This window comes from Clostridium sp. AF29-8BH (assembly GCF_003478145.1).
Classification (GTDB): domain Bacteria; phylum Bacillota; class Clostridia; order Lachnospirales; family Lachnospiraceae; genus Otoolea; species Otoolea fessa.
This window is the reverse complement of the sequence record NZ_QUEL01000001.1, coordinates 162,730-186,240: the sequence shown is the minus strand read 5'-3', so window position 1 is coordinate 186,240 and position 23,511 is coordinate 162,730. Positions and strand designations below refer to the sequence as shown.

The following is a 23,511-nucleotide window of genomic DNA, read 5'->3' as shown; positions in this document are numbered from 1 at the left end:
ACACGCAGGTCATAACGCACCATGACAAGCAGAAACAAGTTGAGGTGAAAAGGTCAAGCCGCGCAAACCCGCATGAAATCAGGCTTTTCTCTGGTTGTCCATATTCAACTCCACCATAGACCATCAGACCTCAACTGATTTTGTTGAGTAGACATTTATTATCCAAACATCCAATCCGTCTCCGGACTCTTCTTCTACCGGTCATTACATCGATCCATCCTCCTTCAAAACCACCATCACCGTCTTCACCAGTATCTTGATATCCATCCCGATATTCCAGTTACTGATATACTCTCGGTCAAGCCTTACAACCTCTTCAAAATCAGTAATGTCACTCCGACCGCTTACCTGCCACATCCCGGTAATCCCCGGCTTGATCGCCAGCCGGGCTTTATGATGCAGCTCATAAAGATTGGTTTCCGAAATCAACGGCGGGCGCGTGCCGACGATCGACATATCACCTTTCAGCACATTGAAAAACTGCGGAAATTCATCTAAACTGGTACGGCGGATGAAATCGCCGATTCCGGTCTTGTGGCTTCCATCCGGCAGGATCTTGTTTCCGATAACACGCGGATCGAAATCAAGTTTGAACATCTTTCCATCGCCAAGTCGGTTATCTTTCATCAGCTCTGCTTTTCGTGCCTCGGCATCCATGTACATGCTTCTGAATTTATACATCTTGAACCGTTTTCCGTTTTTACCAACACGCTCCTGGGCGAAGAAGATCGGTCCCGGGGACGCCAGGTAGATTGCTGTGCCGACAAACGGAAGCAATAGTACTGTAATTGTGCAGCCGACCAGACCGCCCATGATATCCATTACGCGCTTTAAGAAAAGCTGGAAGGAGGACGCATAGTTGATGCTGGTTGTCAGCACCGTGTACGGTCCTATCTTTTCGACAAACTGTTTTTTCCCCGGCTCACTCATTACCTTTGCCAGACCCAGGTGCACCGTCACGCCGGTTTCCATCAGCTGGCTTAAAAGCTTTCCCGGATACGGCACCTCGTCTGAGGTGACCACCAGGACTTCATCGATCCAGTCCTGACAGACATAGTGCGGAATACCCGCTTCCTCTGCCACGACCGGAACTCCATCTATTTTCTCTCCGACGGAATATTTTCCACCTCCGATGAGAGAAACACCTGCAACCATATATTGTGCATAGTTATTTTCTTTAATTGTTTTGACGACGCGCTCGACGACATCTTCACTCGCTGCAATCAGAAGGGCGCTTTTTCCCTCGTCGCTCGTCTTTTTCTTCTGTAGGTGCCATTTCCAGAGCTCCCGGACTGCATATGCCACAACGCTGTAGCATACCGGCATCAGAAGCAATACCGGCCTCGAATAGTTCTGCCCTTCCTGTAAAAGGAACAGATATAAAAGTGCAATTCCTTCTATAAAAACTGCCTGCTTTACCGTCATGGTAAATTCCCGGAAATGTCCTCTCCGTATAACGCCTTTCATCGTTTCCCGGCATATGAGCAGCATCAGATCTGCCAGTCCCAGAAACATAGCCACATTCCGATATAAGATCGGTGTGTATATATCCCATCCATACCCACTGCACGCATATGCAAGCGTCAGTGCTGCCTGCAGGCAGAGTATATCCAGGATGATAAAATCAACGTGTTTCATCCAGCCGCCCGAATTTCTTTTGTACATACTTCTTCCCCCTTGTCAATTTTTGCCCTGTTCTCTGGATGAAACCTATATTCCAGATAAATCCCTTATCCGTTTCCGGCAAAATCAACGATATTTTGTTTTCGGGTATATTCCGCCAGTTCGTTTTCGTTCCGATAATCTAACGAATCTGACTTTCTTATTTGACATTGACGGGTCACGACCATTTATCTGTATTGGTCTTGTAATGGTCTGTCCCACTCAAAGTTAGAAATTTAGAAATTATTTTTATTGTTTTAGGGAAGCAGCAGGCTTTCCCAAACAGGTTCCTGCCGCTTTCCGCCTATCTACAGATTAGTTCTTATGAACCAGTGTAAATATGGCGTTGCCCGGCATAGTAACGTTGATTGTGTTGGTCGCATAATCAACACTGTTTACAGCTGCCAGTTCCCATGCATGGGTTGTCTCATTGTAGAAATACAGCTGGATGTTCTGAACGTTGCCCAGGGCTGCAACTGAAATGTTGACAATCACTGCTTCTTTCGTTACAGCGCCGTTTGCATCAGTTGCCTGCAGCTGCTGTGCCGGCATCAGCGGAGAGTATCCAACCAGAGCCGGATCACCGGTTACACGATACAGTGGGATACCTGCATTGATCTCAAATACTTTCTCAGCAACTGCCCAGCTGTTGCCGTCTTTGATCTGCTGATCGGATGCAAATCCAACTGCATTGTTGCTTCCAGAAGTTCCCTGGGAAACAGTGATTCCGTTGGAACCATTCTGTCCGTTGTTCTTGATACCTGTGGTGGTCTTGTTTGTGATGGTTCCTGCATTCACATTCAGACCTGCAGACTTGGAAGACGCGCTTGAGCTATGTCCTCCTCCGTGACTAACCGTCGCGTTTGTATTCGGGCTTCCGGCAGCCATGGCCAGAGTGCCCGGCACTGCCATGATAGCGGCTGCTACCAGAAGTGCTGCGTACTTCTTTTTCATTGTACTTCCCTTTCCTTTCCAGCTTTTTAAGCCTGTGCCTTTTAAGCTTTTTCTTTATAAAAAAGATTGATAACAATCTCTTTTAACTCATCCATATCCGGATAAAATTCTTCGAATTTACCCTGATAAATCTCTCCCGACAGCTCGATAAAATCGCCGTCCTCCATGGTTTTCGGGCTGTTTAACATTGCAAGTCCCATGTCCATGTACTGGTCTTTTGCCATATTGGTGATCGCCTTTTCCTGGATGCCATCTACCAGGCGCGTAATCGTTGTTTTATCCGCTGTCTGGCTTTCTTTGGCTCTCTGAATAAAGGATTTCAGATACCCCTTCTGGCGGTGCAGGCGCACCGTAGCAGAACCATCTTCGTTGATATCGCGGAACCGGACGTATTTCTCCGTCAGGTCACCGGTCAGGGTGACGGTTTCTCCCATCTTGAAATCGTCCGGATATTTCTCTGCGATCATCTCATCTTCAACCGTGATGGGTACGCCGCCGACCGCGTCATTAAAATAGGGGATGGAGTCCATATTGACGGCAAAGTATCCGTCTATCTGAAGTCCAAATAGTAGCTTAGAAAGTGCTCCCACTGTCAGCTCACAGCTTTTTTCGCGTCCGTCCCCGAACGCATAGGCAAGTGTCAGCTGCTTCGTCTCGGTTCCGATTGGGTTTCCGAAATAGTCAAAAACCTCGATCTCTGTCATCGTATTTCTCGGAATTAACACAATCTGTGCCTCATCCTTGGCAGCGTCCTGCGCCACTAAAAAGAGTGCATCGGCGTCTCCGCCTTTTCCAGCGACGTTCTGGGCTTCCATCTCCCCCTTGGTATCGACACCTATGCAGAGAATCGCCCGAATCGCCGTGTTGCGGCGGTATTTCTTGCCATTCCAGGTCAAAATTCCATTTGCAAGGTCTTCTTCCTCCTGGCTTTTTGCCTGAGCACGGGCTTCAATCGCACGGATTGCCGCTTCTCTTTCTTGATATTTCTGGTTAACATGAATGCCGCCCGCCACACAGGCGATTCCTGCCACCGCCCAGGCGAGCCACCGAATCATTTTTTGTTTTTTCATTTGGCTGGCTCGTTTTCATAATATTTTGTATATTTCGAATATTTACCATAGTATCTGTGATAGTAGCCGCTGCCAGCCATGTCCACGCGGTTCAGCACCGCGCCGAGGATCCGGCAGCCGGTCCGCTCCAGCTGTCTTTTGGCTTTCTGCACCAGACGATAGCTGAGTGCACCGCTCTCAACTAGCAGGATCGCGCCGTCGCAGCGCTGTGCGATGATCGCACCGTCAATGACACTTCCGAGCGGCGGCGTATCGATGATGATCGTGTCGTACTCATTTCTCGCCCACGCAATCAGCTTACTAAATGCATCCTCGCTCAGAAGCTCTGCCGGGTTCGGTGCCATCGGACCGGAAAAAATGATATCCAGGTTCGGCAGGTTCGTGTGATACAGAACCTCCCCTAAAGGCCGCTGCCCGGTCAGGTACTGTGTCAGTCCGTAAATCTGCTGTCCGCCCCCGAAACGGGATACCAGCACGGATTTACGGATATCCGCATCGATAAATAACACGCGTCCCTCTGTCTGTGCCATCGAGATCGCAAGCTGGAAGGAGGTCTCACTCTTTCCTTCATCCGGCATTGCGCTGGTCAGCATGATGACCTTGAGCCCATTTCCGGAAAACTGGATGTTGGTACGGAGTGTCTTCATTGCTTCCTCATACTGATAATCTCTTTTCTCATCCTGTATGATCTGGATGAATCCGTTCTGAATTGCCATGGTCTCCTACCTTTCCTTCTTATCTTTTCCGGCAAATGGATTGATGATATCCCAGATACCAGAGGTACGTTTTACCTTCTTCTCGCCCCGTCCGTGGATCTTGCTCTCTGGGATCGCTGCCAGTACCGGCAGTTCCAGATATTTCTCCACATCTTCTTCCGAACGGATGGTATCATTCAGGATAACCGTCAGTGTAATGTATCCGCACACGATCACTGCGGCAATCAGTGCGCCGATCAGCGCGTTTTTCGTATTGCTCGGGCTGGTTTTCTGGTTTGCCACCTCACCGCTCTCGATGAGTTTCGGCGGCGTCATTTCCATGATCTCGCCGACATAGTCGGATGCCACCTTTGCGGTCATATCGACAATTTTTTTTGCCATCTCCGCATCCGGATCCAGTGCAGAAATGTTTAAAATACGAGTATCCGACGGGTTCTCCACCTTAATTTTTCTGACCAGTTCTTTATAATCCATATCCAGATGAAGCTTATCAACCACCTCTTCCATAACGGAACGACCGGTGATGATCGTCTTGTAATCCTGTGTCAGCTGCGTGCCGATCTGCAGATCGGCTAACGAGGTCAGCGTTGTCTCTTTCGTCAGTACATAAATCTTCGCCGTTGAGCTGTACTGCGGTGTGAGCAGAAAATAGCTGTATGCTCCGCCGATTCCGGCTCCGAGCACCGCCACTGCAATGATGACCCAGAGTTTCCGGAGTAATGCATAAAAGATTTCACCCAGATCGATTACTTCCTCGTCTTCCCATTCTTGTCCTTGATTTTTTCTCTTTTCCATACCTTCCTTTTCCCTTTTCGTATTGTTTTTATCTGTCAGACATTGTTACAATGTTACGGTTCACGCATACATGCTCGGTAACGGAATTTGTCAATGTTCTGTAACCACGTGATTTCGAAAAACATTTGCATTTTTTCGCAAACATCTATTCTTTTACAATTTCTCATCCAGTATGATCTTTTCCGGATTTTCGATCGACAGCTGTCTGGCAAGCTCACTGCCTCCCTTTTTCCGGATCCATGCGATGGCTTTCGCACTGTTGGGAACCCGGTGGCGGTTGCCATGCATGTCGGTTCCCAGGAAACTGATGTAACCGGCTAGAAGTGTCCGGCGGCACCACCTCCGGTCCAGGCGCTCCCTTATTTTCCAGAAATGGCTCAGTTTCGTGAGGCTTCCGTAGTTCATCTGGAGATACGCGCCTTCCTTCATTAGCTCTTCCAGGCGTCCTTTTTCCCGCAGACACTGGTACCGCTCGATATGTGCCAGCACAGGCAGATAGCCCGCCATCGTCAGCTCCCGGACAGCGCCCTCGATCTGGCTCCAGGAGGATGTCGGCAGAAACTCGGTCAGCACGTACCGGCTGCCCGCCAGTGTCAGAAGCTTTCCTTCCCGGAGCATCTCGACCATGCCTTCGAAGTATTGGATTTCCTGCCCCCGGTAGAGTTCAAGATCGGGCATCGCCTTCTGGACACGAGCCGCCAACTTCTCCATAAGCTCTTGTATCTGCTGCGGTTTTGTCCGCCAGTGATACGCTACATAGTGTGGGGTGGCTATCACCTTCCGGACGCCCTGCTTATAAGATCTCCGAAGCATCCGGTAACTGAGTGCCATTTTCTCTGCCCCATCATCTATCCCCGGGAGCACGTGTGTATGGATATCCACCACACCCAGCTCTATCTTGTCCGGTCTTCTCTGCGTTTTGCGCGCCATTGCACTTCTCTCCTTAGTCAGTCATTTTTCTGTCTGAATACACGCGAAATAGACAGCTTACACCATCGTTTTTTGCTGTCCACCTACTTCGTCCTGTTCTGATATTGCTCTAAAAATGTGTCATAATACTTTTTCTCTGCTTCCAATCTGGCTTTTACTGCATCCTCATAGTCCACAAATGTCCCAAGGTTATAAACTTTTCCCTGGAACCCGATGCTGGCACGCCATTTTCCATTTTCTCTCCGGTATACACCTCGGTGTCCACTGGTGTTGTTCACTGCCTCTTTCCGGCTCGCGATCCGCTCCAGACAGGTATTTTCTGCAAAATGGATGGATTTGCGCATATTTACTTTTCTCTGTTCCTGCCTAAGGCAGCCACAGCTTCTGGTTTTTCCCAAGTGCAGGTTTTCTTTCTGACAGACACAAAGCTTGCCACAGTCACATTGGCAGAACCACAGGTCTCCCTGGGCTGCCAGTTTGCCTCCCTCTGCAGAAGCCCCGCCTTCTTTTACCACCTCTAAAAGAGGAGAATATTTCTCCCACGGACCAAGAACCTGTAGGCGTCCATAGCGCTTGCCTGTCAGATCCAGCCAGCCGTGTACCTGTTTTCTTTTTCGATAGCAGCCGCAACTTTTGGTGTGTCCTGTCTTCAGATGCGTCCCGGCTACAGAACATATAGTTCCGCAGTCGCATTGACAAAGCCAGTAGGAATGTATGCTTTTCCTCGTATCATCTCTTTTTAAAACCAGAAGATGATCGAACTTCATCCCAACGAGGTTTTCACGTCCCATATACTCCCACTGTACCACATAATATGTATTATGTGGTGCGCGGTCTCCTCCTGTTTTTATAATCAACATGATACTACCATCTAAAGACAAAAAAATCAATCCCTTAGAAGCATATCAGCATAATTTTATAAACTTATGAGTTGCAGGGATTTTGAAAAATTCAGTAAAATCCAGCATTTTTGAAAAAGAAATACCTCTGCTTATTTCTGTATTCCCCTTATGTGCCACATAATACATATTATGTCGTCCTGTTTTTCTGACAATATAAAACAAAATCCCAGAAAAATGGAGGCTTCTATCATGCCTTGTATTTTGTGCAATAATGATTCATTACATTTTTATAGCACATTTATATTTTGTACAGTTGATTTTGTGTGGTTTTCTTTATTTTTATCTTGTTCAACCTTCTGACTGCTACAAAATCAAAAAAGGATGCATTTCCTGTGACCAGATCCTTCAACCATGTTTTTCCATATTCGGCCGGAATATCCACATAAACGGGCATTCCATCCGTATTATAAATACATGTTTTTGCTTTTTGAAATGTCTTTGTTCCAGTTAAGATTTCTGCCGTTCTTATTTTTATCCCCAAAACTTTCTATTTTAACTTTATCATATATACATCTATTCCAAAACCACTTCGACGCAAACGGTCAAACTTCGACCTAATTGGTATCTGGGGATCAAAAAAATGCCGCCTTACGCGACATTTTTCTGAATCCGAATCTTATATTTAATTTATAATCACACCTCCAGCTTCCGCTTCTTTGCCAGCTTCTTCATCTCCTCCGCATTCTGCCGCACGGTCTCGGTGATCTCCGCGCCGCCCAGCAGTCTCGCAAGCTCGTCCACCATCGCCTCGCGGTCTAAGGCGCGGATGGAGGTTGCCGTCCGTCCATCGGACGCGGATTTGCGGATCTCGAAGTGCTGGTCCGCCATCGCCGCGATCTGCGGCAGGTGCGTGATGCAGATGACCTGACGGCATTTAGAGAGGATCCGCAGCTTCTCCGATACCATCTGTGCAGTCCGCCCACTGATACCGGTGTCAATCTCATCAAAAATCAACGTTGGAACCTGATCGGTCTCCGCCAGCACCGTCTTGATTGCCAGCATGATACGCGACAGCTCACCGCCGGACGCCACCATACCGAGCGGCCGAACCGGTTCGCCCGGATTCGTGGAAATCAGGAATTCCGGCTCGTCGATACCGCCCGCCGTGAAATGATCCAGCCGCCTAAACTCCATCTCAAACTGCACATCAAGGAAATTCAGTTCCCGAAGCCCGTCTGCGATCTTCTCCACCAGCTCCCCGGCAAACTGCTTACGCGCTGCTGACAATGCCTCGGAATGTTCTTTCAGTACTGCTTCCGCCTGTTCCAGTTCTTTTTCCGCCCGTTCCCGAAGTTCATCGTAATTCTCCAGTTCCTGCAGTCGCGCTTTCTTTTCTTCCAACGCTTGAAGTACCTCCGGGATCGTCTTCCCATACTTGGTTTCCAGGCTCCGGATCAGGTCAAGCCGCTCCTGTGTCTCCTGAAATGCCGCTTCGTCAAAGGTCATATCGTCCATATATCCGGCGATCTCCCTGGAAAGATCCGAAAGAAGGGAATCTACATCGCACAGCTCGTCACGGATCCCCTTCAATCCCTCGTCAAATGCCATCGCACCATCGATCTCACGGAACGCCCGCGACATCGCATCGCCGGACACCGCGTCATATGCCTGTGAAAGACTCTCAGCGATCCGTCTGGCATTGGAAAACCGCTTAAAATCGGCTGCCACCTTTTCCTCTTCGCCATCCTTTAACGCGGCATTTTCAATCTCCTCGATCTCAAACCGGCAGAAATCCATCTCCCGCAGTCTCGTCTCCTGATCGGATGCAAATGCGGCACATTTCTGTTTTAACTGCATATACAAGCGATAGGCAGCTTCCGTATTCTGTTTGAATGGGAGAAGTTTCTCCCCGCCATACGCATCGAGGATTTCCAGATGTTTTGACGCATTCACCAGCGACTGGTGTTCATGCTGTCCGTGCAGATCGATCAGAAGACCCGTGATCTCCCGCAGCCTTGCCGCCGTTACCGTCTCGTCGTTGATGCGGCTGATGCTCCGGGTCGGTGTGATTTTCTTAGAAATGATTAAAATTCCCTCTTCATCAGGGTAAACATCATGTTCCTTCAACTGCTCGCGCTTTCTCTCATCATCGATGGAGAAAACCAATTCAATGTAGGCGCTGTCGCAGCCCCGGCGGATCATCTCTTTCGGTGCTTTTCCGCCCAGCGCGATCTGGACCGAACCGATGATGATCGATTTTCCGGCTCCCGTCTCACCGGTCAGAATGTTGAGTCCGTCCCCGAACTCCACCTCCGCCGAATCGATCAGAGCCAGATTTTTCACTCGTAAATGATAAAGCATCCGCTTTCCGTTCCTCCTTATCAGCGGTTCCCGCAAAAAATGCGTGAACCCACCTTCCCTCATCCCGCAATCAGCTTGCGGATCTTGTCCATCAGCACGATCGTATCGTCCACCGTACGGACTGCACACATGACCGTATCGTCCCCGGCGATGCAGCCGACAATCTCTGAAAAATGGATGGCGTCGAGCGCTGCCGCGACTGCCATCGCCATGCCTGACACCGTCTTGATGACAAGGATGTTCTGCGCCATATCCATGGAAACGAAGCTATCGTGCAGAATACGGGTATATTTATCATTGAACGCCGTCTGAGGATGGAAAACCGCATATTTCTGTCCGCCGTTTTCTGTCTGGATCTTAGACAGCTTTAACTCCCGGATGTCCCTGGAAACCGTTGCCTGCGTGACATTGTATCCCTCTTTATTCAGATATTCCGCCAGCTCTTCCTGCGTTTCAATCTCATATTTTCCAATCAATTCCACAATCTTGCTGTGACGTTCCATTTTCATGGCTCTGACTCCTTTTATATCTGTTTCATTTTGTTCCGTATATTTTCCAAAAATGGCACCTGTTTGAGCTGAATCAAAGTCGTCTCGATCTCTGATTTTGCTATCTCGATTGTATCGCCCGGCTCAATATCAACCACCGTATCGCCGTCAAAGCTCAGCGAAACCTTCGTCCGCCCGGTCGTCTGAATCTGCAGACTCAAATGGTTATCCGGCGGCAGAACGATGCTGCGCGAATTGAGTGAATGCGGGCAGAGCGGCGTCAATACCAGCAGTTCCGCCTCCGGCGCCACGATCGGACCGCCCGCTGACAGGTTGTATGCCGTCGAACCGGTCGGGGTCGCAACCACCATGCCGTCCGCCGAATATTCGTTAAACAGCTGTCCATTGACAGCCAGCTCAAACCGGAACGCATCAATTCCCATACGGTTCAGGACGATATCATTCAGGGCGATATCCTCCATAACAACCTTCCCGCCAGAAATCACGCACCCCTTGATCATCATCCGACTTTCCAGACGGTAGTGGTCTTCCATCAGATCCCGCATGGCAGGCAGAATGTCCTCCTCATGCCCAATCTGCGTCAGATACCCCAGATGCCCCATATTGATGCCAAACAGCGGAATCTTCCGTCCCGCCAGATCACGCGCCGCCTGAATCAACGTTCCATCACCGCCCAGACAGATCACACAGTCTGTGTCCTCCGGCACGGTCCGACGATCCGTATAGCGATACGCCGGTATCACCCCAGCATCCCGGCGAAGCCGTCATGACGGTCCAGACGGATGCAGCGGCAGCCCTGCTCTGCAAAAAAGCTGCAAATCAGATCGGCGGCCTCCTCTACGCGCGGCTTTTCGCGGTTTACAATCAGATAGAAATTTCTCATGTTTTGTCTAACTCCATGTGAGCTTCCTCAACAACCTGTTCCGGTGAAACCGGACACTCTTTTTCCGCTTTTGCAAGTGCTTCCTCACCAGTCACAGTTTCCTCCGATGCCTGCTCCGGTTTATGCAGATACAGGAGGTACTCGATATTTCCCTCCGGTCCCTTGATCGGGGAAAATTCCAGATTCCGGATCTCAAAACCGATCTCCGCCGCATATGCCATCACCATCTGAATGACCTCCAGATGCGTGCTCTTCTCGCGGACAACGCCCTTCTTTCCGACTTTCTCACGTCCCGCCTCGAACTGCGGCTTGATCAATGCAACCACCTCGCCGCCCGGGCTTAAAATCTCCTTGACGGGACCTAAAACCTTCGTCAGGGAAATAAAGGAAACGTCGATCGAAGAGAAATCTACCGGCTCGCCGATATCCTCCGGTGTCACATAACGGATGTTTGTCTTCTCCATGCAGACCACACGCGGATCATTGCGAAGTTTCCACGCCAGCTGTCCATGTCCTACATCGACCGAAAACACCTTGACCGCGCCATTCTGCAGCATACAGTCGGTAAATCCGCCTGTGGACGCGCCGACATCCATACAGACCTTTTGATCCAGTGTCACTCCGAAATGCGTCATCGCCTTCTCCAGTTTCAGACCTCCGCGGCTCACATATTTTAAGGTAGATCCACGTACCTCGATCTTCGCATTTTCATCGAGGTCGTACCCGCCTTGTCTTCTTTCTGATCTTCTACATATACAATCCCGGACATGATGATCGCTTTCGCCTTCTCACGGGATTCTGCCAGACCTCTCTTGACGAGAAGTACATCTAACCGTTCTTTCATTCTATGTTCTTCCTTCCGCTGCTGCCACTCTTTTGTTTCCCATCATGCTTCCGCGTCAGTCTGCAGCACACCTTCACGTTTCAGCTGCGCCAGAATCGAATCACTGTCAATTCCCAGCTCATTCCGGAGCACCGACACATTTCCGTGTTCGACGTAGGCATCCGGCAGCGCTATATTAACTACCTTGATCTGCGGATAATGCTTCTGTACATAATCCGTCACCCGCTCGCCGTAACCGCCGCGCAGGACATTTTCCTCCAGTGTCACGATCGTATGGTGCGTTCCTGCCAGATGGTCGATCACGTCGGTATCCATCGGTTTCACAAACCGCCCGTTGACCAGCGTACACGGCTGCCCGGCACTCTTTAATTTTTCCCGGATATGCTCTGCCGTGCTGACCATGCTTCCGACTGCCAGAAGCGCCGTCCCTCTCTCCTCATACAACATCTCGCTGACGCCATACTCGACCGGTGCCAGAAATTCCTTCAAGCCCCGGTAGGCCTCGCCCCTCGGATAACGGATCGCAATCGGTCCATCGTAGGAGATGGCAAACTGCAGCATCTTTTCCAGTTCCCAGCGGTTCTTCGGCGCCATCACGCTCATATTCGGCACAGAGGAGAGAAATGTCAAATCAAAAATACCCTGATGCGTCTCCCCATCGCTTCCGACCAGTCCCGCGCGATCCACGCAGAACACAACCGGAAGATTCTGGATACAGACATCGTGAATGACCTGATCATATGCCCTCTGTAAAAAGGACGAATACACCGCCACCACCGGTTTCAGACCGGCTGCCGCCATACCCGCCGCCGAGGTAACCGCGTGTTCCTCCGCGATTCCCACATCGAAAAAGCGGTCCGGATATTCTTTCGAGAACCGTTTGAGCCCCGTTCCATCCGGCATCGCCGCTGTCACCGCCACGATCTTCGGATTTTCCGCTGCCAGACGGCAGATTTCTCTGGAAAATACATCTGTATAGCCCGGATGTTCCTTTTTCCGGAGCGGTTTTCCCGTTTCAATATCAAATGGTTCAACTCCGTGAAATGCCGACGGATTCTTCTCCGCCGGACGGTATCCCTTGCCCTTTTTCGTAATCACATGGATCAGCACCGCGCGGTTGATCTTTTTCGCCTCGCTGAAAATACGGATCAACCCCTTAATATCATGTCCATCCACCGGTCCCAGATACGTGATTCCCATATTTTCAAACCACATGCCCGGAATCAGAAGCTGCTTGATGCTGTTCTTTGTCCGGAGCAGCGTGCCGACCAGATCCGAACCGATCATCGGGATCCGCGATAACGTGCCCGCCACATTCTTCTTCAACAGATTGTAGCCCTCATCTGCACGAAGATTATTCAGATACCGCGACATACCGCCGACATTTTCCGAAATGGACATATTATTATCATTTAAAACAATAATAAAATTCGTCTTGAGCCGTCCCGCATTGTTGAGCGCCTCATATGCCATGCCGCCGGTCAGCGCGCCGTCCCCGATGACGGAAACGATCGAATAATCCTCGCCCAGCAGATCGCGCCCCTGTGCCATACCAAGCCCCGCCGAAATCGAAGTCGAGCTGTGTCCCGTGTCGAATGCATCAAACGGGCTTTCCTTCCGCTTCGGGAAACCGCTCAAGCCCCCATACTGGCGCAGCCCATCAAAATTATCCTTCCGCCCGCTTAAAATCTTGTGCGTATAGGACTGGTGCCCTACATCCCAGATAATCTTATCCTTCGGAAGATTCAGCGCGCAGAACATTGCAATCGTCAGTTCTACCACGCCTAAATTGGACGCCAAATGACCGCCGGTCCGGCTTGTCGTCTCGATCAGAAACTCTCGGATTTCCGCCGCCAGCTCCTTGCGTTCTTCCTCGCTCAACCGTTTTACATCCTCCGGTCCTTTCATCGTATCTAATACCATTCTTTCATCCCCCAAACCGTTTTCCACATCCGCTGTCGTCCCCGGCCTTCGATTGGATTTTTTATTTTTCACGGCTGACCAGCATCTCGATCAGCTCTTCGAGGAATTCATTCTTTCCAGGCAGGGAATAGAGAATATCAACCGCCGTCTCCGAAAGCTGTTTGACATCATGCTTCGATTTCTCGATTCCCTCCAATGTCACATAAGTGGTTTTATTGTTTTTCTCATCGCTCAGAACCGGTTTTCCAAGCACCTCCTGGCTGCTGGTAACGTCGAGAATATCATCCTGGATCTGGAACGCCAGACCGATCGCCGCCGCCATACGCTCTACTGTCCCGCACTCAGCTTCGCTCGCGCCCGCCATCACGGCTCCGATCACCATCGAAGCCTCCAAAAGTGCTCCCGTCTTTAAACGGTAGATAAAATCCAGCTTATCCTTCGGAATCGGCTGATTCGTCAGTTCCACATCCACCGTCTGACCGCCGATCATGCCGTAAATACCCGTTTTTTCGGATAAAATCTGGATACAACGTCCCACCTTTGCCGCATCCGGCGTCATCGCAAATGCCTTTGCCGCCGTCTCGATCGCGTAGATCAGAAGGGCATCTCCCGCCAGAACTGCCATATCATACCCATATGCAACCCAGGTCGTCTTTTTGCCACGGCGGTACTCATCATTGTCCATACACGGAAGATCGTCATGAATCAGGGAAGATGTATGAATCATCTCGATCGCCGCCATCAGCGGCTCAATCTCTTTTCCCTGACCGCCAAACAGACGGTATACCTCACGCATCAGAATCGGACGAAGGCGTTTGCCGCCTGCCTTCACGCTGTAATTCATCGCTTCAAAGATCGTTTTCTGATGCCCTTCCTCTGCCGGAAGATAAGAATATACAATCTCTTCCGCTTCTTTGACTGCCTGTGCCAGCCGTTCCTTTGCATTTTCCATCTCTGTCACGCCTCCGTCTCCTCGCCGTTTACGACCATAATCTGTTTTTCAACCTTATCTATCTTTTCACTGCAGGCGCGGACCAGACGCATTCCCGCCTCATACGACGCAAACGATTCTTCCAGCGTGCTGCGGCTGTCCTCCAGCGTCCGCATAATGCCATCCAGACGGTCAAACATTTCCTCGATCGAAAGTTCTTCCTTATTTTCTTCCATCGATCCTGCCTCCTGTTTTATCTAATATACTCTCGGAATCTTTCCTGAAAGAAAACGTGTTCTCAAATCTCTCTGTTATGATTCACACGCAACACAATGAACCACTTTTTTACCCAGGCAGGTTTTCCTGATAAACCTCCCGGATCTCCGCCTCCACGCGTCCATCCGGCAGACGGACGGTCAGCGTATCCCCAGCTTGCAATCCTGTCACTGTCTCCACACGTTTTCCATCTGTATCCGTCACGAACCCATATCCGCCGCTTATCTTTTTTAACGGGGATAGACCATCCATCCGGCTGCACACCAGTTCCAGACGATGGCGCAGATCGGACATCTTTTTCTCCATCTGGCGCGCCATCTTAACTCTCGCATCTTCCAGATACTGCCGTCTCTCATTTAACTGGCTCTGCGGACTGTGAAGCTGCAGGCGCAGACGAAACTGCTCCAGGCGATAGGCATACTGCTCCGCCTTCTGCTCCATCCGCTTCGTCATCTGCTGTGCCGCCGCAATGCACTGCTGCTCAAACAGGTGGTAATCAAAAACCGCCAGTTCTGCCGCCGCCGAAGGAGTAGGGGCACGCAGATCCGCCACATAGTCCGCGATCGTAACGTCTGTCTCATGCCCGACCGCCGAGATTACCGGCGTCCGGCACGCAAAAATCGCCCGCGCCACACTCTCCTCATTAAACGCCCACAGATCCTCAATCGAACCTCCTCCGCGCCCGACGATCAGCACATCCAGATGCAGCGCATCCAGGGTCTGGATCGCCCGCACGATACTCGGCGCTGCCCCTGCTCCCTGCACCAGTGCCGGGCAGAGGACAAGCTGCACGTAAGGGTTCCGCCGTCCCGAGATATTGATAATATCCCGGATTGCTGCGCCGGTGCTAGCCGTCACGATACCGACCGTTTTTGCATACTTTGGGATCGGCGTTTTATATTCCGGGGAAAACATCCCCATTTCTTCTAATTCATTTCTCAGTTTTTCAAAGCGCCGGAATAAATCGCCCGTGCCGTCCAGCGTGATCTCGCTGGCATAGAGCTGGTATCTTCCATCCCGCTCATACACTTCGATACTGCCCTTGACGACCACCTGCTGTCCTTCTTCCAGACGGAACGTAAGTCCCTTCCGCCTACTGGCAAACATAACTGCCTGCATCGCTCCCAGACCGTCTTTCAAGGTAAAATAAATATGACCGGACGTATGATATTTGCAGTTAGAAACCTCGCCCTTGACCGAAATCCGGTTCAGGGCAAAGTCCTGTGCGAACATATTTTTAATGTATGCATTAACCTGCGAAACCGAATATACGCCAGCCATCGCTTATACCAACTTCGCTAAAATGCCGTTGATAAATGCCGGTGAATCATCGCCGCCGAACTTCTTCGCCAGCTCGACCGCCTCATTGATCGCTACCTTCTCCGGTACATCGTCATCGTGCTTGATCTCGTATAATGCCAGGCGCAGGATCGTCAGTTCCACCTTGCCCATACGGCGGGTAGTCCATCCCTGTGCAACCCCATCGATTGCCTTGTCAAGCTCCGGAAGCACATCCAGAATCTTCTCAACCTTGCTCTTTACGTATCCGCCGTCAAAGGTGTCTAACATCGGATTATGGATGATATCGCCGATTCCGCTCGGAACATCGTCCTCCTCTTTCGGCTCTGTAAAATATACATCCACCTGCTCCTGCATCTCATCCGTCGGGTAAAAATCCGCACAGAAAAGCAGCTTAAAGCAATGTTCTCTCAGTTCTCTTCTGGTCATACTAATCCTCCTGTTACCTGTTTCTATCCGTCTGATACGCCCGATTTGCTGCCTCGGTATCGCAAATATCCCTTTCGTAATCCGCTGCAATCGTTTTCTGAATATCCACAGTCTTTCCTGCATAATTGTTATATTTCTACTATTCTAATGTATCATTATACCGTATCCCCGGTTTTTTCACAAGAGTTTGAGAAAAAGAATACGCCAAAGTTACTGTTCACGGGTAGGCACTTTTGGAACCGAAAGTGCCGTAAGAAAACGTGGTGGCAACAGGAATTTGCCGTATTTAAATGCGAAGCCACGGCAAATTCCGTTACTGGGCACGTATGCGTGAACAGTAACCCGCCAAAAAAGCGGCATCCCTGCTGAAGCAGAAACGCCGCTTTTATATCGTTTACAATCTTATCGATTGCTTATGCTATCCAATTTTTATTCATCCACGCTGTAGTTCGGAGCCTCTTTTGTGATGTGGATATCATGCGGATGGCTCTCTTTTAAGGATGCTGCGGAAATCTTGATGAAACGTCCGGTCTCCTGAAGAGTCGGAATATCCGATGCGCCGCAGTAACCCATACCAGCACGCAGACCGCCGAGCATCTGGAATACGGTATCTTCTACCATTCCCTTGTATGCAACACGTCCTTCTACACCCTCCGGAACGAGTTTCTTCGCATCGCTCTGGAAGTAACGATCCTTGCTGCCGTTCTCCATCGCTGCGATGGAACCCATGCCGCGGTATACTTTGTATTTTCTTCCCTGGTACAGCTCAAAAGTTCCCGGGCTCTCATCGCATCCTGCAAACATGGAACCCATCATGCAGACGCTGCCGCCTGCTGCGATCGCCTTCGTCAGATCGCCAGAATACTTGATACCGCCGTCTGCGATGATCGGAATGCCGTACTCTTTGGCAACTGCGTAGCAGTCCATAACAGCGGTGATCTGCGGAACGCCGATACCTGCTACGACACGGGTCGTACAGATGGAACCCGGTCCGATACCAACCTTGACCGCGTCAACGCCTGCCTCGATGAGAGCTTTTGTTGCCTCTCCGGTCGCTACGTTACCTGCTATTACCTGCAGATCCGGATATGCTTCCTTGATCATTCTGACACAGTGAAGAACATTCTCAGAATGTCCATGTGCAGAGTCGAGAACAACTACGTCTACTTTTGCTTTCACCAGGGCTTCCACACGATCCAGCACGTTTGCAGTGATACCTACTGCCGCACCGCAGAGCAGACGTCCCTGTGCATCCTTTGCAGAGAACGGATACTTGATCTGTTTCTCAATATCCTTGATAGTAATAAGACCCTTGAGGTTAAAATCCTTGTCCACGATCGGAAGCTTCTCGACACGTGCCTTGGCAAGAATCTTCTTTGCCTCCGTCAGGGTGATGCCCTCCGGAGCGGTAACCAGATGCTCAGAAGTCATGCACTCTTTAATCTTCTTGGAGAAATCTTCCTCGAACTTGAGGTCACGGTTTGTGATAATACCAACCAGTTTTCTTCCCTCTGTGATCGGAACACCGGAAATCCGGAACTTGCCCATCAGCTCATCCGCATCCTTTAATGTATGCTCTGGGGATAAATAAAACGGGTCAGTGATTACACCATTCTCAGAACGTTTTACTTTATCGACCTCCTCAGCCTGCGCCTCGATCGACATGTTCTTGTGAATAATACCAATTCCACCCTGTCTTGCCATTGCAATCGCCATGCGGTGCTCTGTAACCGTATCCATGCCGGCACTCATCAGGGGGATGTTCAGCTGAATCTTCTTGGTCAGATGTGTCGTCAGGTTTACCTGATTCGGAATAACCTCAGAATAGGACGGCACAAGCAGGACATCATCAAATGTAATGCCATCGCCAATAATCTTACCCATTATATTACCCTCACTTTCGTAAATTTTAAACACCGGACATTGAAAACTGTCTGATGTTAATAATTGATTTTAGCAAGTTTTTTGAAATATGTCAACCGGAGAATAAAGGGGTTGACGATAGAATTTACTTACGCTATTTAATTAGTGTGTCTTATAAATAATGTCAATCAGATAAGTATTAATAATGCAGTCATCCTTAGCCTCATTTCCCTGCCAATTTTTTCACCCAAAAAGAAGGACTGCCACACCTTCGCATAGCAGTCCTTCTCTCCCCTGGCAGCTGCCTGTCAGAGATTCTTTCTATAAATTACCATTTTTATTTTCTACATTCGATACTGCATCTCTGATGTAACATCTTCCGTCATTTTCCGGCTCTCTTACTTACATCATGCCGCCCATGCCAGCGCCTGCTGCCGGACCTGCCGGTGCATCTTCTTTGATGTTGGCAACTGCGGACTCGGTTGTAAGCAGGGTAGATGCAACGCTGGTTGCGTTCTGCAGGGCACTTCTGGTTACCTTTGCCGGATCCAGGATGCCTGCTTCTACCATATCTACGTATTCCTCATTGTAAGCATCGTAACCTACGCCTACCGGGGACTCTTTTACCTTGTTGATGATAACAGAGCCTTCCAGACCTGCGTTTGCTGCGATGTGGAACAGAGGAGCTTCCAGAGCTTTCAGGACGATACGGCCGCCGGTCTTCTCGTCGCCTTCCAGTCCGTCTACTACCTTCTGAACTTCTGCTGCTGCGTGAACATATGCAGATCCGCCGCCTGCGATGATGCCTTCCTCAACAGCTGCCTTTGCTGCGGACAGGGCATCTTCCATACGCATCTTAGCTTCCTTCATCTCAGCCTCGGTCGCTGCACCAACACGGATAACAGCTACGCCGCCAGCCATCTTAGCCAGTCTCTCCTGCAGTTTCTCACGATCAAAATCAGAAGTGGTTTCCTCAATCTGAGCCTTAATCTGAGCCACACGGTCTGCGATGGCTTTCTTATCGCCGCAGCCATCTACGATGATGGTGTTCTCTTTCTGAACCTTAACGGATTTCGCACGACCAAGCTGATCCATGGTGGTATCCTTTAATTCAAGTCCCAGTTCCTCGGAAATAACAGTACCGCCGGTCAGGATTGCGATATCCTTTAACATTTCTTTTCTTCTATCGCCGTAACCCGGAGCCTTCACACCAACAACGGTGAAAGTACCTCTCAGCTTATTGACAATCAGGGTGGTCAGCGCCTCGCCCTCAATGTCCTCAGCGATGATGAGCAGCTTGGAACCAGACTGTACCAGCTGTTCCAGCAGCGGCAGAATCTCCTGAATGTTGGAGATCTTCTTATCGGTAATTAAGATGTACGGATCGTCCAGAACGGCTTCCATCTTCTCCATATCAGTTGCCATGTATGCAGATACATAGCCACGGTCAAACTGCATGCCTTCTACCAGATCAAGCTCAGTCTTCATAGTCTTGGACTCTTCAATGGTAATAACGCCGTCTTTGGAAACCTTCTCCATCGCGTCTGCTACCATCTGGCCTACTTCCTCATCAGCGGAAGAGATAGCAGCGACTCTTGCGATATCTGCCTGGCTCTTAACGTCCTTCTTCATGCCTTTGATTGCCTCTACGGCTGCATCTGTGGCTTTCTTCATACCCTTTCTCATAATGATCGGGTTAGCACCTGCTGCCAGGTTCTTCATACCTTCGTTGATCATCGCCTGGGCCAGAACGGTTGCGGTTGTAGTACCATCACCAGCTGCATCGTTGGTCTTGGTTGCTACTTCCTTCACCAGCTGTGCGCCCATGTTCTCAAACGGGTCTGCCAGCTCGATCTCCTTCGCAATGGTCACACCATCGTTGGTAATGAGCGGAGCGCCGAAGGATTTATCCAGAACTACGTTTCTGCCTTTCGGTCCTAATGTAACTCTTACGGTATCTGCTAACTGATTTACGCCCGCTTCCAGGCTTTTCTGGCTTCTACGCCATATTTAATTTCCTTTGCCATGGTTATCAACCTCCATAATTTTCTTGAATAAACGTTCCGATCAGCATCTGTCTTCCAGACATCCTGCCCATCGATTAACCGATAACAGCCAGAATATCATTCTGTTTTACAATGACATATTTCTCATTGTCCAGCTCAACTTCTGTGCCTGAGTATTTCGAATAGATAACTTTATCGCCAACCTTTACCTGCATCGTGATTTCTTTTCCATCTACCACTCCGCCAGGACCAACCGCGATTACCTCTGCCTGCTGCGGTTTCTCTTTTGCCTGACCCGGAAGAACGATACCTGATTTGGTCGTCTCCTCTGCAACTAACTGCTTTAATACAACTCTGTCAAATAATGGTGTTAACTTCATTATTGGCTCCTCCTTATCCATCCAAATTTATTCCATCTGATTGCTTTTCTTTCGTAATCAGATATGTATCTTCTTCTTACGAAGTATGTTATAACACGTTCTGTTAGCACCGTCAAGTGTTGAGTGCTAAAATTTTAGTAAATTTTACGGGGAGAACTGAAATATTCCATTTCTCCCCGTTCTATTAATTGCTCTCCTCAAATGCCTTAATCGCCGCAACCGTTTTCTCATAACACTCTTTTACCGATGCAAAATCTGCCTCGTATCCGGTCAGTTCTCTGCCTCTCAGTTTTTCGGTCAGCGCTGCGCTTACCTCATAGAAGGCATCAAAGCCCAGGTTCAGACAGATTCCTTTCAGGGTATGTGCCGCGCGGAATGCTTTCTCCGCATCCTTTTCTTTTAATCCATCCTCCAGATCCTGAAAGCTGGAATCGCTCAGAAACTTGATGGCAAATTTTTCCACCAGCGCCACACCTCCAAAGCGTTTCTGAACTCCTTCAAAATCCCCGCCCATTTCTTTGTAGCATTCCTGAATTGTCATGACAGCCTCCTGTTATTTCTCTTCCTCAGTTTTCATACGGCTCAGCTCCTCGCCCGCAGTTCCATACTCTTTTTCAATCGCCTGCGTCACCGCGCCGAAAAACTTCTTCTGTGAATTGTCATAATGTTCAAATTTCTTATTTTTTCGCTCCGGATCACTCATCTCACTCCGGTATGCTGCCTCCTGCAGCTCCTTTTTAATAGGATCCTGAATCTCACACAGGCACTCAAGCAGGAGCGGGTTAAATGTACCACACTCTCCGTTGCAGATCATCTGCACCGCCTCCTCATGAGAATAAGCCTTTTTATAGACGCGCTCACTTGTCAGCGCATCATACACATCCGCCAGCGCCACCACCTGCGCTGAGATCGGGATCTCCTCCCCTTTTAGACCATCTGGATATCCTTTTCCATCATAGCGCTCATGGTGCCAACGGCAGATCTGGTACGCCACTTTCATCAGCGGCTCATCCTCATACATCTGAAGATTCGCAAGCATGTCCGCACCGATCACTGTATGTTTTTCCATGATCTTACGCTCCTCCGGCGTCAGACGACCCGGTTTATTCAAAATCTTCTCGTCAATTCCGATCTTTCCGATGTCATGCAGGGATGATGCCGTGCTGATCAGCATCCGGTTCGACCAGGACAAGGGATATTTGTCCGTCTTCTTGACGAGCTGTTCCAGAATCATCGTCGTCAATATATTAATATTGAGTACGTGCATACCGCTCTCGCCATTTCGAAATTCCACGATCTCGCTCAGAACACTGATCAGCATCCGGCTATTCTTCTCTTTCTCAAAAACCTGGTTCGTCACCATTGCCACCAGGCGGCGCTGTTTCGCATACAATTTGATCGTATTTAAGACACGCCGGTGTACAACCTCCATATCGAACGGGCGCTTGATATAATCAGAAACTCCCCACTCATACGCCTGCTTGATGACCTCGCCCGAATCTTCGCCCGAAATCATGATAACCGGGATATCCCCGATCAGGTTGTTGCGGTTCATGTATTCCAGAACCCCGAAGCCGTTCATCCCCGGCATGACGATATCGAGAAGAATCAGGGAAATCTTCGTCTCATAACGGTTCAGCATGTCGAGACATGCTGAACCATTTTCTGCCTCCAGAATCTCGAATTCGCCTTTCAGCATTTCTGAGAGAATCATACGGTTCATCTCCGAATCGTCCACGATCAAAATGCGGTAACGACTCGCATTGCGCCGCCCGGCTACCACGATCTCCTCCGGTGTCCACTGTCCATCTTTCTCAGTCACAATCATGTTCTTGGAGGTCTTCGCCTGATACATAAATTCGTCCGCCCGGCACATCGCCTTCCCGACTGTCTCCCCGTTCGTCAGCGTACCGCCGATGCTGACTGACAATTTCAGTTGCGGATATCCTTCAACACTCATGTTGCAGATCAGATCCTGTATCCGATGCAGCTTCTCAACAAATGCCTCCAGACTGATGCCCGGCATCACAAGCAGGAATTCATCCCCGCCATAACGCACCAAGCGGTCCGTCTTACGGATACAGCTTATAATCGCCGCCGACACCGTCACCAGCACTTTATCGCCCGCCACATGCCCATATATATCATTGTAGGTCTTAAAATCATCCAGATCGAGCATCGCGATACCGGCATCCATCCGCTGCTCTTTTAACTGATCTTCAAAATATCTCCGGCTGTAGCTCCTCGTCAGTGCATCCGCATACAGCTCGCGCCTGTAGTGTGCAAATTTCTTAACGAGTGCTTCTCTTCCCTCTGCGTCAAGAAGTGTCTCATCATCCAGACAGGAAATCATCTCCACCACACAGGGAACTCCATCCACCTCCAGATACTTCGCGATGACCTGATACATCTTCAGACCGATAAATTCAAGCTTCATGCACTGTCCCTTCATCGCAAGCGCGCGCTGTGCCGCACAATTCTCACAATTCTTTCCTTTTTCCCAGAACGAATAGCATTTGCAGTCCTCGGATCGGAGTTCCCCGTTCCTCACGTCCATCTTATGGAGTAGATCTTTATCTAAAATACGTACAACCGTAAATATCCTTTCCATCTGTGCAATCATTTGTTCCAATTCCTGCGCCGTCATCTTTGTATTCAAATTCATCATTTTATTTTTATCACCACCTAGCAAATATATAATTTTATTCTACATGATTTCCGGTATGACAACAAGCATTTTTCTCATGCTTCCTGTACATAATTACCGCCCCTGTGTTACTGTTCACGCATACGTACCCCGTAACACGTGATTCACACACTTCCCGTTGTTCACAAAAG

General features: G+C 49.5%; 20 protein-coding genes and 2 pseudogenes. All 22 read right to left on the bottom strand.

Annotated features, from left to right (window positions below; genetic code table 11):
• Positions 1 to 204: 204 nt before the first annotated feature.
• The 22 genes and pseudogenes from DWZ16_RS00780 to DWZ16_RS00680 all read right to left on the bottom strand — a co-directional run bounded on the left by DWZ16_RS00780 (position 205) and on the right by DWZ16_RS00680 (position 23,341).
• Positions 205 to 1,665, bottom strand: a complete 1,461-nt coding sequence (locus DWZ16_RS00780; RefSeq protein WP_118522087.1) for a sugar transferase — start codon at positions 1,663 to 1,665, stop codon at positions 205 to 207.
• A gap of 312 nt (positions 1,666 to 1,977) precedes the next feature.
• The gene (locus tag DWZ16_RS00775) at positions 1,978 to 2,616 is read right to left on the bottom strand and encodes a hypothetical protein (protein ID WP_118522086.1); all 639 of its coding nucleotides are present in this window, start codon (positions 2,614 to 2,616) and stop codon (positions 1,978 to 1,980) included.
• Positions 2,617 to 2,657: 41 nt separating this feature from the next.
• A complete protein-coding gene (locus DWZ16_RS00770) occupies positions 2,658 to 3,686 on the bottom strand; it encodes an LCP family protein (protein WP_118522085.1) in 1,029 nt (342 codons plus the stop codon).
• Positions 3,683 to 4,402: a CpsD/CapB family tyrosine-protein kinase gene (locus tag DWZ16_RS00765; RefSeq protein WP_118522084.1), complete on the bottom strand. Its 720-nt coding sequence runs from the start codon at positions 4,400 to 4,402 to the stop codon at positions 3,683 to 3,685. The genes DWZ16_RS00770 and DWZ16_RS00765 overlap by 4 nt, the downstream gene beginning before the upstream one ends.
• 6 nt (positions 4,403 to 4,408) lie before the next feature.
• Positions 4,409 to 5,197, bottom strand: coding sequence for a YveK family protein (locus DWZ16_RS00760; protein WP_118522083.1), 789 nt, complete (start codon positions 5,195 to 5,197; stop codon positions 4,409 to 4,411).
• 153 nt (positions 5,198 to 5,350) lie between these two features.
• Positions 5,351 to 6,127: a CpsB/CapC family capsule biosynthesis tyrosine phosphatase gene (locus tag DWZ16_RS00755; RefSeq protein ID WP_107000287.1), complete on the bottom strand. Its 777-nt coding sequence runs from the start codon at positions 6,125 to 6,127 to the stop codon at positions 5,351 to 5,353.
• Positions 6,128 to 6,210: 83 nt separating this feature from the next.
• Complete coding sequence (locus tag DWZ16_RS00750; protein ID WP_147353396.1) at positions 6,211 to 6,987, bottom strand: hypothetical protein; 777 nt, start codon at positions 6,985 to 6,987, stop codon at positions 6,211 to 6,213.
• Between the two features lie 675 nt (positions 6,988 to 7,662).
• The gene (gene recN, locus DWZ16_RS00745) at positions 7,663 to 9,330 is read right to left on the bottom strand and encodes a DNA repair protein RecN (RefSeq protein WP_107000289.1); all 1,668 of its coding nucleotides are present in this window, start codon (positions 9,328 to 9,330) and stop codon (positions 7,663 to 7,665) included.
• 59 nt (positions 9,331 to 9,389) lie between these two features.
• Positions 9,390 to 9,839 (bottom strand): arginine repressor, encoded by a 450-nt coding sequence (gene argR, locus DWZ16_RS00740; protein ID WP_022359930.1) that lies wholly within the window; start codon positions 9,837 to 9,839, stop codon positions 9,390 to 9,392.
• Between the two features lie 14 nt (positions 9,840 to 9,853).
• On the bottom strand, positions 9,854 to 10,582 hold the full coding sequence (locus DWZ16_RS00735; protein WP_243021874.1) for an NAD(+)/NADH kinase: 729 nt from the start codon (positions 10,580 to 10,582) through the stop codon (positions 9,854 to 9,856).
• Positions 10,579 to 10,722, bottom strand: coding sequence for a hypothetical protein (locus DWZ16_RS15730; protein ID WP_243021873.1), 144 nt, complete (start codon positions 10,720 to 10,722; stop codon positions 10,579 to 10,581). Before DWZ16_RS15730 ends, DWZ16_RS00735 begins: the two co-directional genes overlap by 4 nt.
• A pseudogene (locus DWZ16_RS00730) lies at positions 10,719 to 11,566 on the bottom strand (TlyA family RNA methyltransferase). Before DWZ16_RS00730 ends, DWZ16_RS15730 begins: the two are co-directional and overlap by 4 nt.
• Positions 11,567 to 11,608: 42 nt before the next feature.
• Positions 11,609 to 13,489, bottom strand: coding sequence for a 1-deoxy-D-xylulose-5-phosphate synthase (dxs, locus tag DWZ16_RS00725; protein ID WP_118522081.1), 1,881 nt, complete (start codon positions 13,487 to 13,489; stop codon positions 11,609 to 11,611).
• Between the two features lie 61 nt (positions 13,490 to 13,550).
• Positions 13,551 to 14,441: a polyprenyl synthetase family protein gene (locus tag DWZ16_RS00720; RefSeq protein ID WP_117796477.1), complete on the bottom strand. Its 891-nt coding sequence runs from the start codon at positions 14,439 to 14,441 to the stop codon at positions 13,551 to 13,553.
• A 5-nt stretch (positions 14,442 to 14,446) separates the two neighbouring features.
• A complete protein-coding gene (gene xseB, locus DWZ16_RS00715) occupies positions 14,447 to 14,656 on the bottom strand; it encodes an exodeoxyribonuclease VII small subunit (RefSeq protein WP_107000293.1) in 210 nt (69 codons plus the stop codon).
• 109 nt (positions 14,657 to 14,765) lie between these two features.
• Positions 14,766 to 15,977 carry an exodeoxyribonuclease VII large subunit gene (gene xseA / locus DWZ16_RS00710; protein WP_118522080.1) on the bottom strand — a complete coding sequence of 404 codons (1,212 nt, stop codon included), beginning with the start codon at positions 15,975 to 15,977 and terminating at the stop codon, positions 14,766 to 14,768.
• A 3-nt stretch (positions 15,978 to 15,980) separates the two neighbouring features.
• Complete coding sequence (gene nusB / locus DWZ16_RS00705; RefSeq protein WP_107000295.1) at positions 15,981 to 16,424, bottom strand: transcription antitermination factor NusB; 444 nt, start codon at positions 16,422 to 16,424, stop codon at positions 15,981 to 15,983.
• A gap of 429 nt (positions 16,425 to 16,853) precedes the next feature.
• Positions 16,854 to 18,308: an IMP dehydrogenase gene (gene guaB / locus DWZ16_RS00700; RefSeq protein WP_022359938.1), complete on the bottom strand. Its 1,455-nt coding sequence runs from the start codon at positions 18,306 to 18,308 to the stop codon at positions 16,854 to 16,856.
• Between the two features lie 381 nt (positions 18,309 to 18,689).
• Positions 18,690 to 20,314 (bottom strand): annotated as a pseudogene (gene groL / locus DWZ16_RS00695) (chaperonin GroEL).
• A gap of 74 nt (positions 20,315 to 20,388) precedes the next feature.
• Positions 20,389 to 20,673, bottom strand: a complete 285-nt coding sequence (locus DWZ16_RS00690) for a co-chaperone GroES (protein WP_022359940.1) — start codon at positions 20,671 to 20,673, stop codon at positions 20,389 to 20,391.
• A 184-nt stretch (positions 20,674 to 20,857) separates the two neighbouring features.
• Positions 20,858 to 21,214 (bottom strand): Hpt domain-containing protein, encoded by a 357-nt coding sequence (locus DWZ16_RS00685; RefSeq protein ID WP_107000297.1) that lies wholly within the window; start codon positions 21,212 to 21,214, stop codon positions 20,858 to 20,860.
• Positions 21,215 to 21,226: 12 nt separating this feature from the next.
• Entirely contained in the window at positions 21,227 to 23,341 is a 2,115-nt protein-coding gene (locus tag DWZ16_RS00680; RefSeq protein WP_333490942.1) for a diguanylate cyclase, read from the bottom strand.
• Between the last annotated feature and the right edge of the window lie 170 nt (positions 23,342 to 23,511).

What these genes read in the sequence shown, in the direction of transcription:
- dxs (WP_118522081.1), bottom strand. Translation starts at nt 13,489, where the DNA reads ATGGTATTAGATACGATGAAAGGACCGGAGGATGTAAAACGGTTGAGC.
- DWZ16_RS00770 (WP_118522085.1), bottom strand. Translation starts at nt 3,686, where the DNA reads ATGAAAAAACAAAAAATGATTCGGTGGCTCGCCTGGGCGGTGGCAGGA.
- DWZ16_RS00775 (WP_118522086.1), bottom strand. Translation starts at nt 2,616, where the DNA reads ATGAAAAAGAAGTACGCAGCACTTCTGGTAGCAGCCGCTATCATGGCA.
- xseA (WP_118522080.1), bottom strand. Translation starts at nt 15,977, where the DNA reads ATGGCTGGCGTATATTCGGTTTCGCAGGTTAATGCATACATTAAAAAT.
- xseB (WP_107000293.1), bottom strand. Translation starts at nt 14,656, where the DNA reads ATGGAAGAAAATAAGGAAGAACTTTCGATCGAGGAAATGTTTGACCGT.
- argR (WP_022359930.1), bottom strand. Translation starts at nt 9,839, where the DNA reads ATGAAAATGGAACGTCACAGCAAGATTGTGGAATTGATTGGAAAATAT.
- DWZ16_RS00760 (WP_118522083.1), bottom strand. Translation starts at nt 5,197, where the DNA reads ATGGAAAAGAGAAAAAATCAAGGACAAGAATGGGAAGACGAGGAAGTA.
- DWZ16_RS00685 (WP_107000297.1), bottom strand. Translation starts at nt 21,214, where the DNA reads ATGACAATTCAGGAATGCTACAAAGAAATGGGCGGGGATTTTGAAGGA.
- nusB (WP_107000295.1), bottom strand. Translation starts at nt 16,424, where the DNA reads ATGACCAGAAGAGAACTGAGAGAACATTGCTTTAAGCTGCTTTTCTGT.
- DWZ16_RS00780 (WP_118522087.1), bottom strand. Translation starts at nt 1,665, where the DNA reads ATGTACAAAAGAAATTCGGGCGGCTGGATGAAACACGTTGATTTTATC.
- DWZ16_RS15730 (WP_243021873.1), bottom strand. Translation starts at nt 10,722, where the DNA reads ATGAGAAATTTCTATCTGATTGTAAACCGCGAAAAGCCGCGCGTAGAG.
- DWZ16_RS00690 (WP_022359940.1), bottom strand. Translation starts at nt 20,673, where the DNA reads ATGAAGTTAACACCATTATTTGACAGAGTTGTATTAAAGCAGTTAGTT.
- recN (WP_107000289.1), bottom strand. Translation starts at nt 9,330, where the DNA reads ATGCTTTATCATTTACGAGTGAAAAATCTGGCTCTGATCGATTCGGCG.
- DWZ16_RS00680 (WP_333490942.1), bottom strand. Translation starts at nt 23,341, where the DNA reads ATGATGAATTTGAATACAAAGATGACGGCGCAGGAATTGGAACAAATG.
- DWZ16_RS00755 (WP_107000287.1), bottom strand. Translation starts at nt 6,127, where the DNA reads ATGGCGCGCAAAACGCAGAGAAGACCGGACAAGATAGAGCTGGGTGTG.
- DWZ16_RS00750 (WP_147353396.1), bottom strand. Translation starts at nt 6,987, where the DNA reads ATGTTGATTATAAAAACAGGAGGAGACCGCGCACCACATAATACATAT.
- DWZ16_RS00765 (WP_118522084.1), bottom strand. Translation starts at nt 4,402, where the DNA reads ATGGCAATTCAGAACGGATTCATCCAGATCATACAGGATGAGAAAAGA.
- DWZ16_RS00720 (WP_117796477.1), bottom strand. Translation starts at nt 14,441, where the DNA reads ATGGAAAATGCAAAGGAACGGCTGGCACAGGCAGTCAAAGAAGCGGAA.
- guaB (WP_022359938.1), bottom strand. Translation starts at nt 18,308, where the DNA reads ATGGGTAAGATTATTGGCGATGGCATTACATTTGATGATGTCCTGCTT.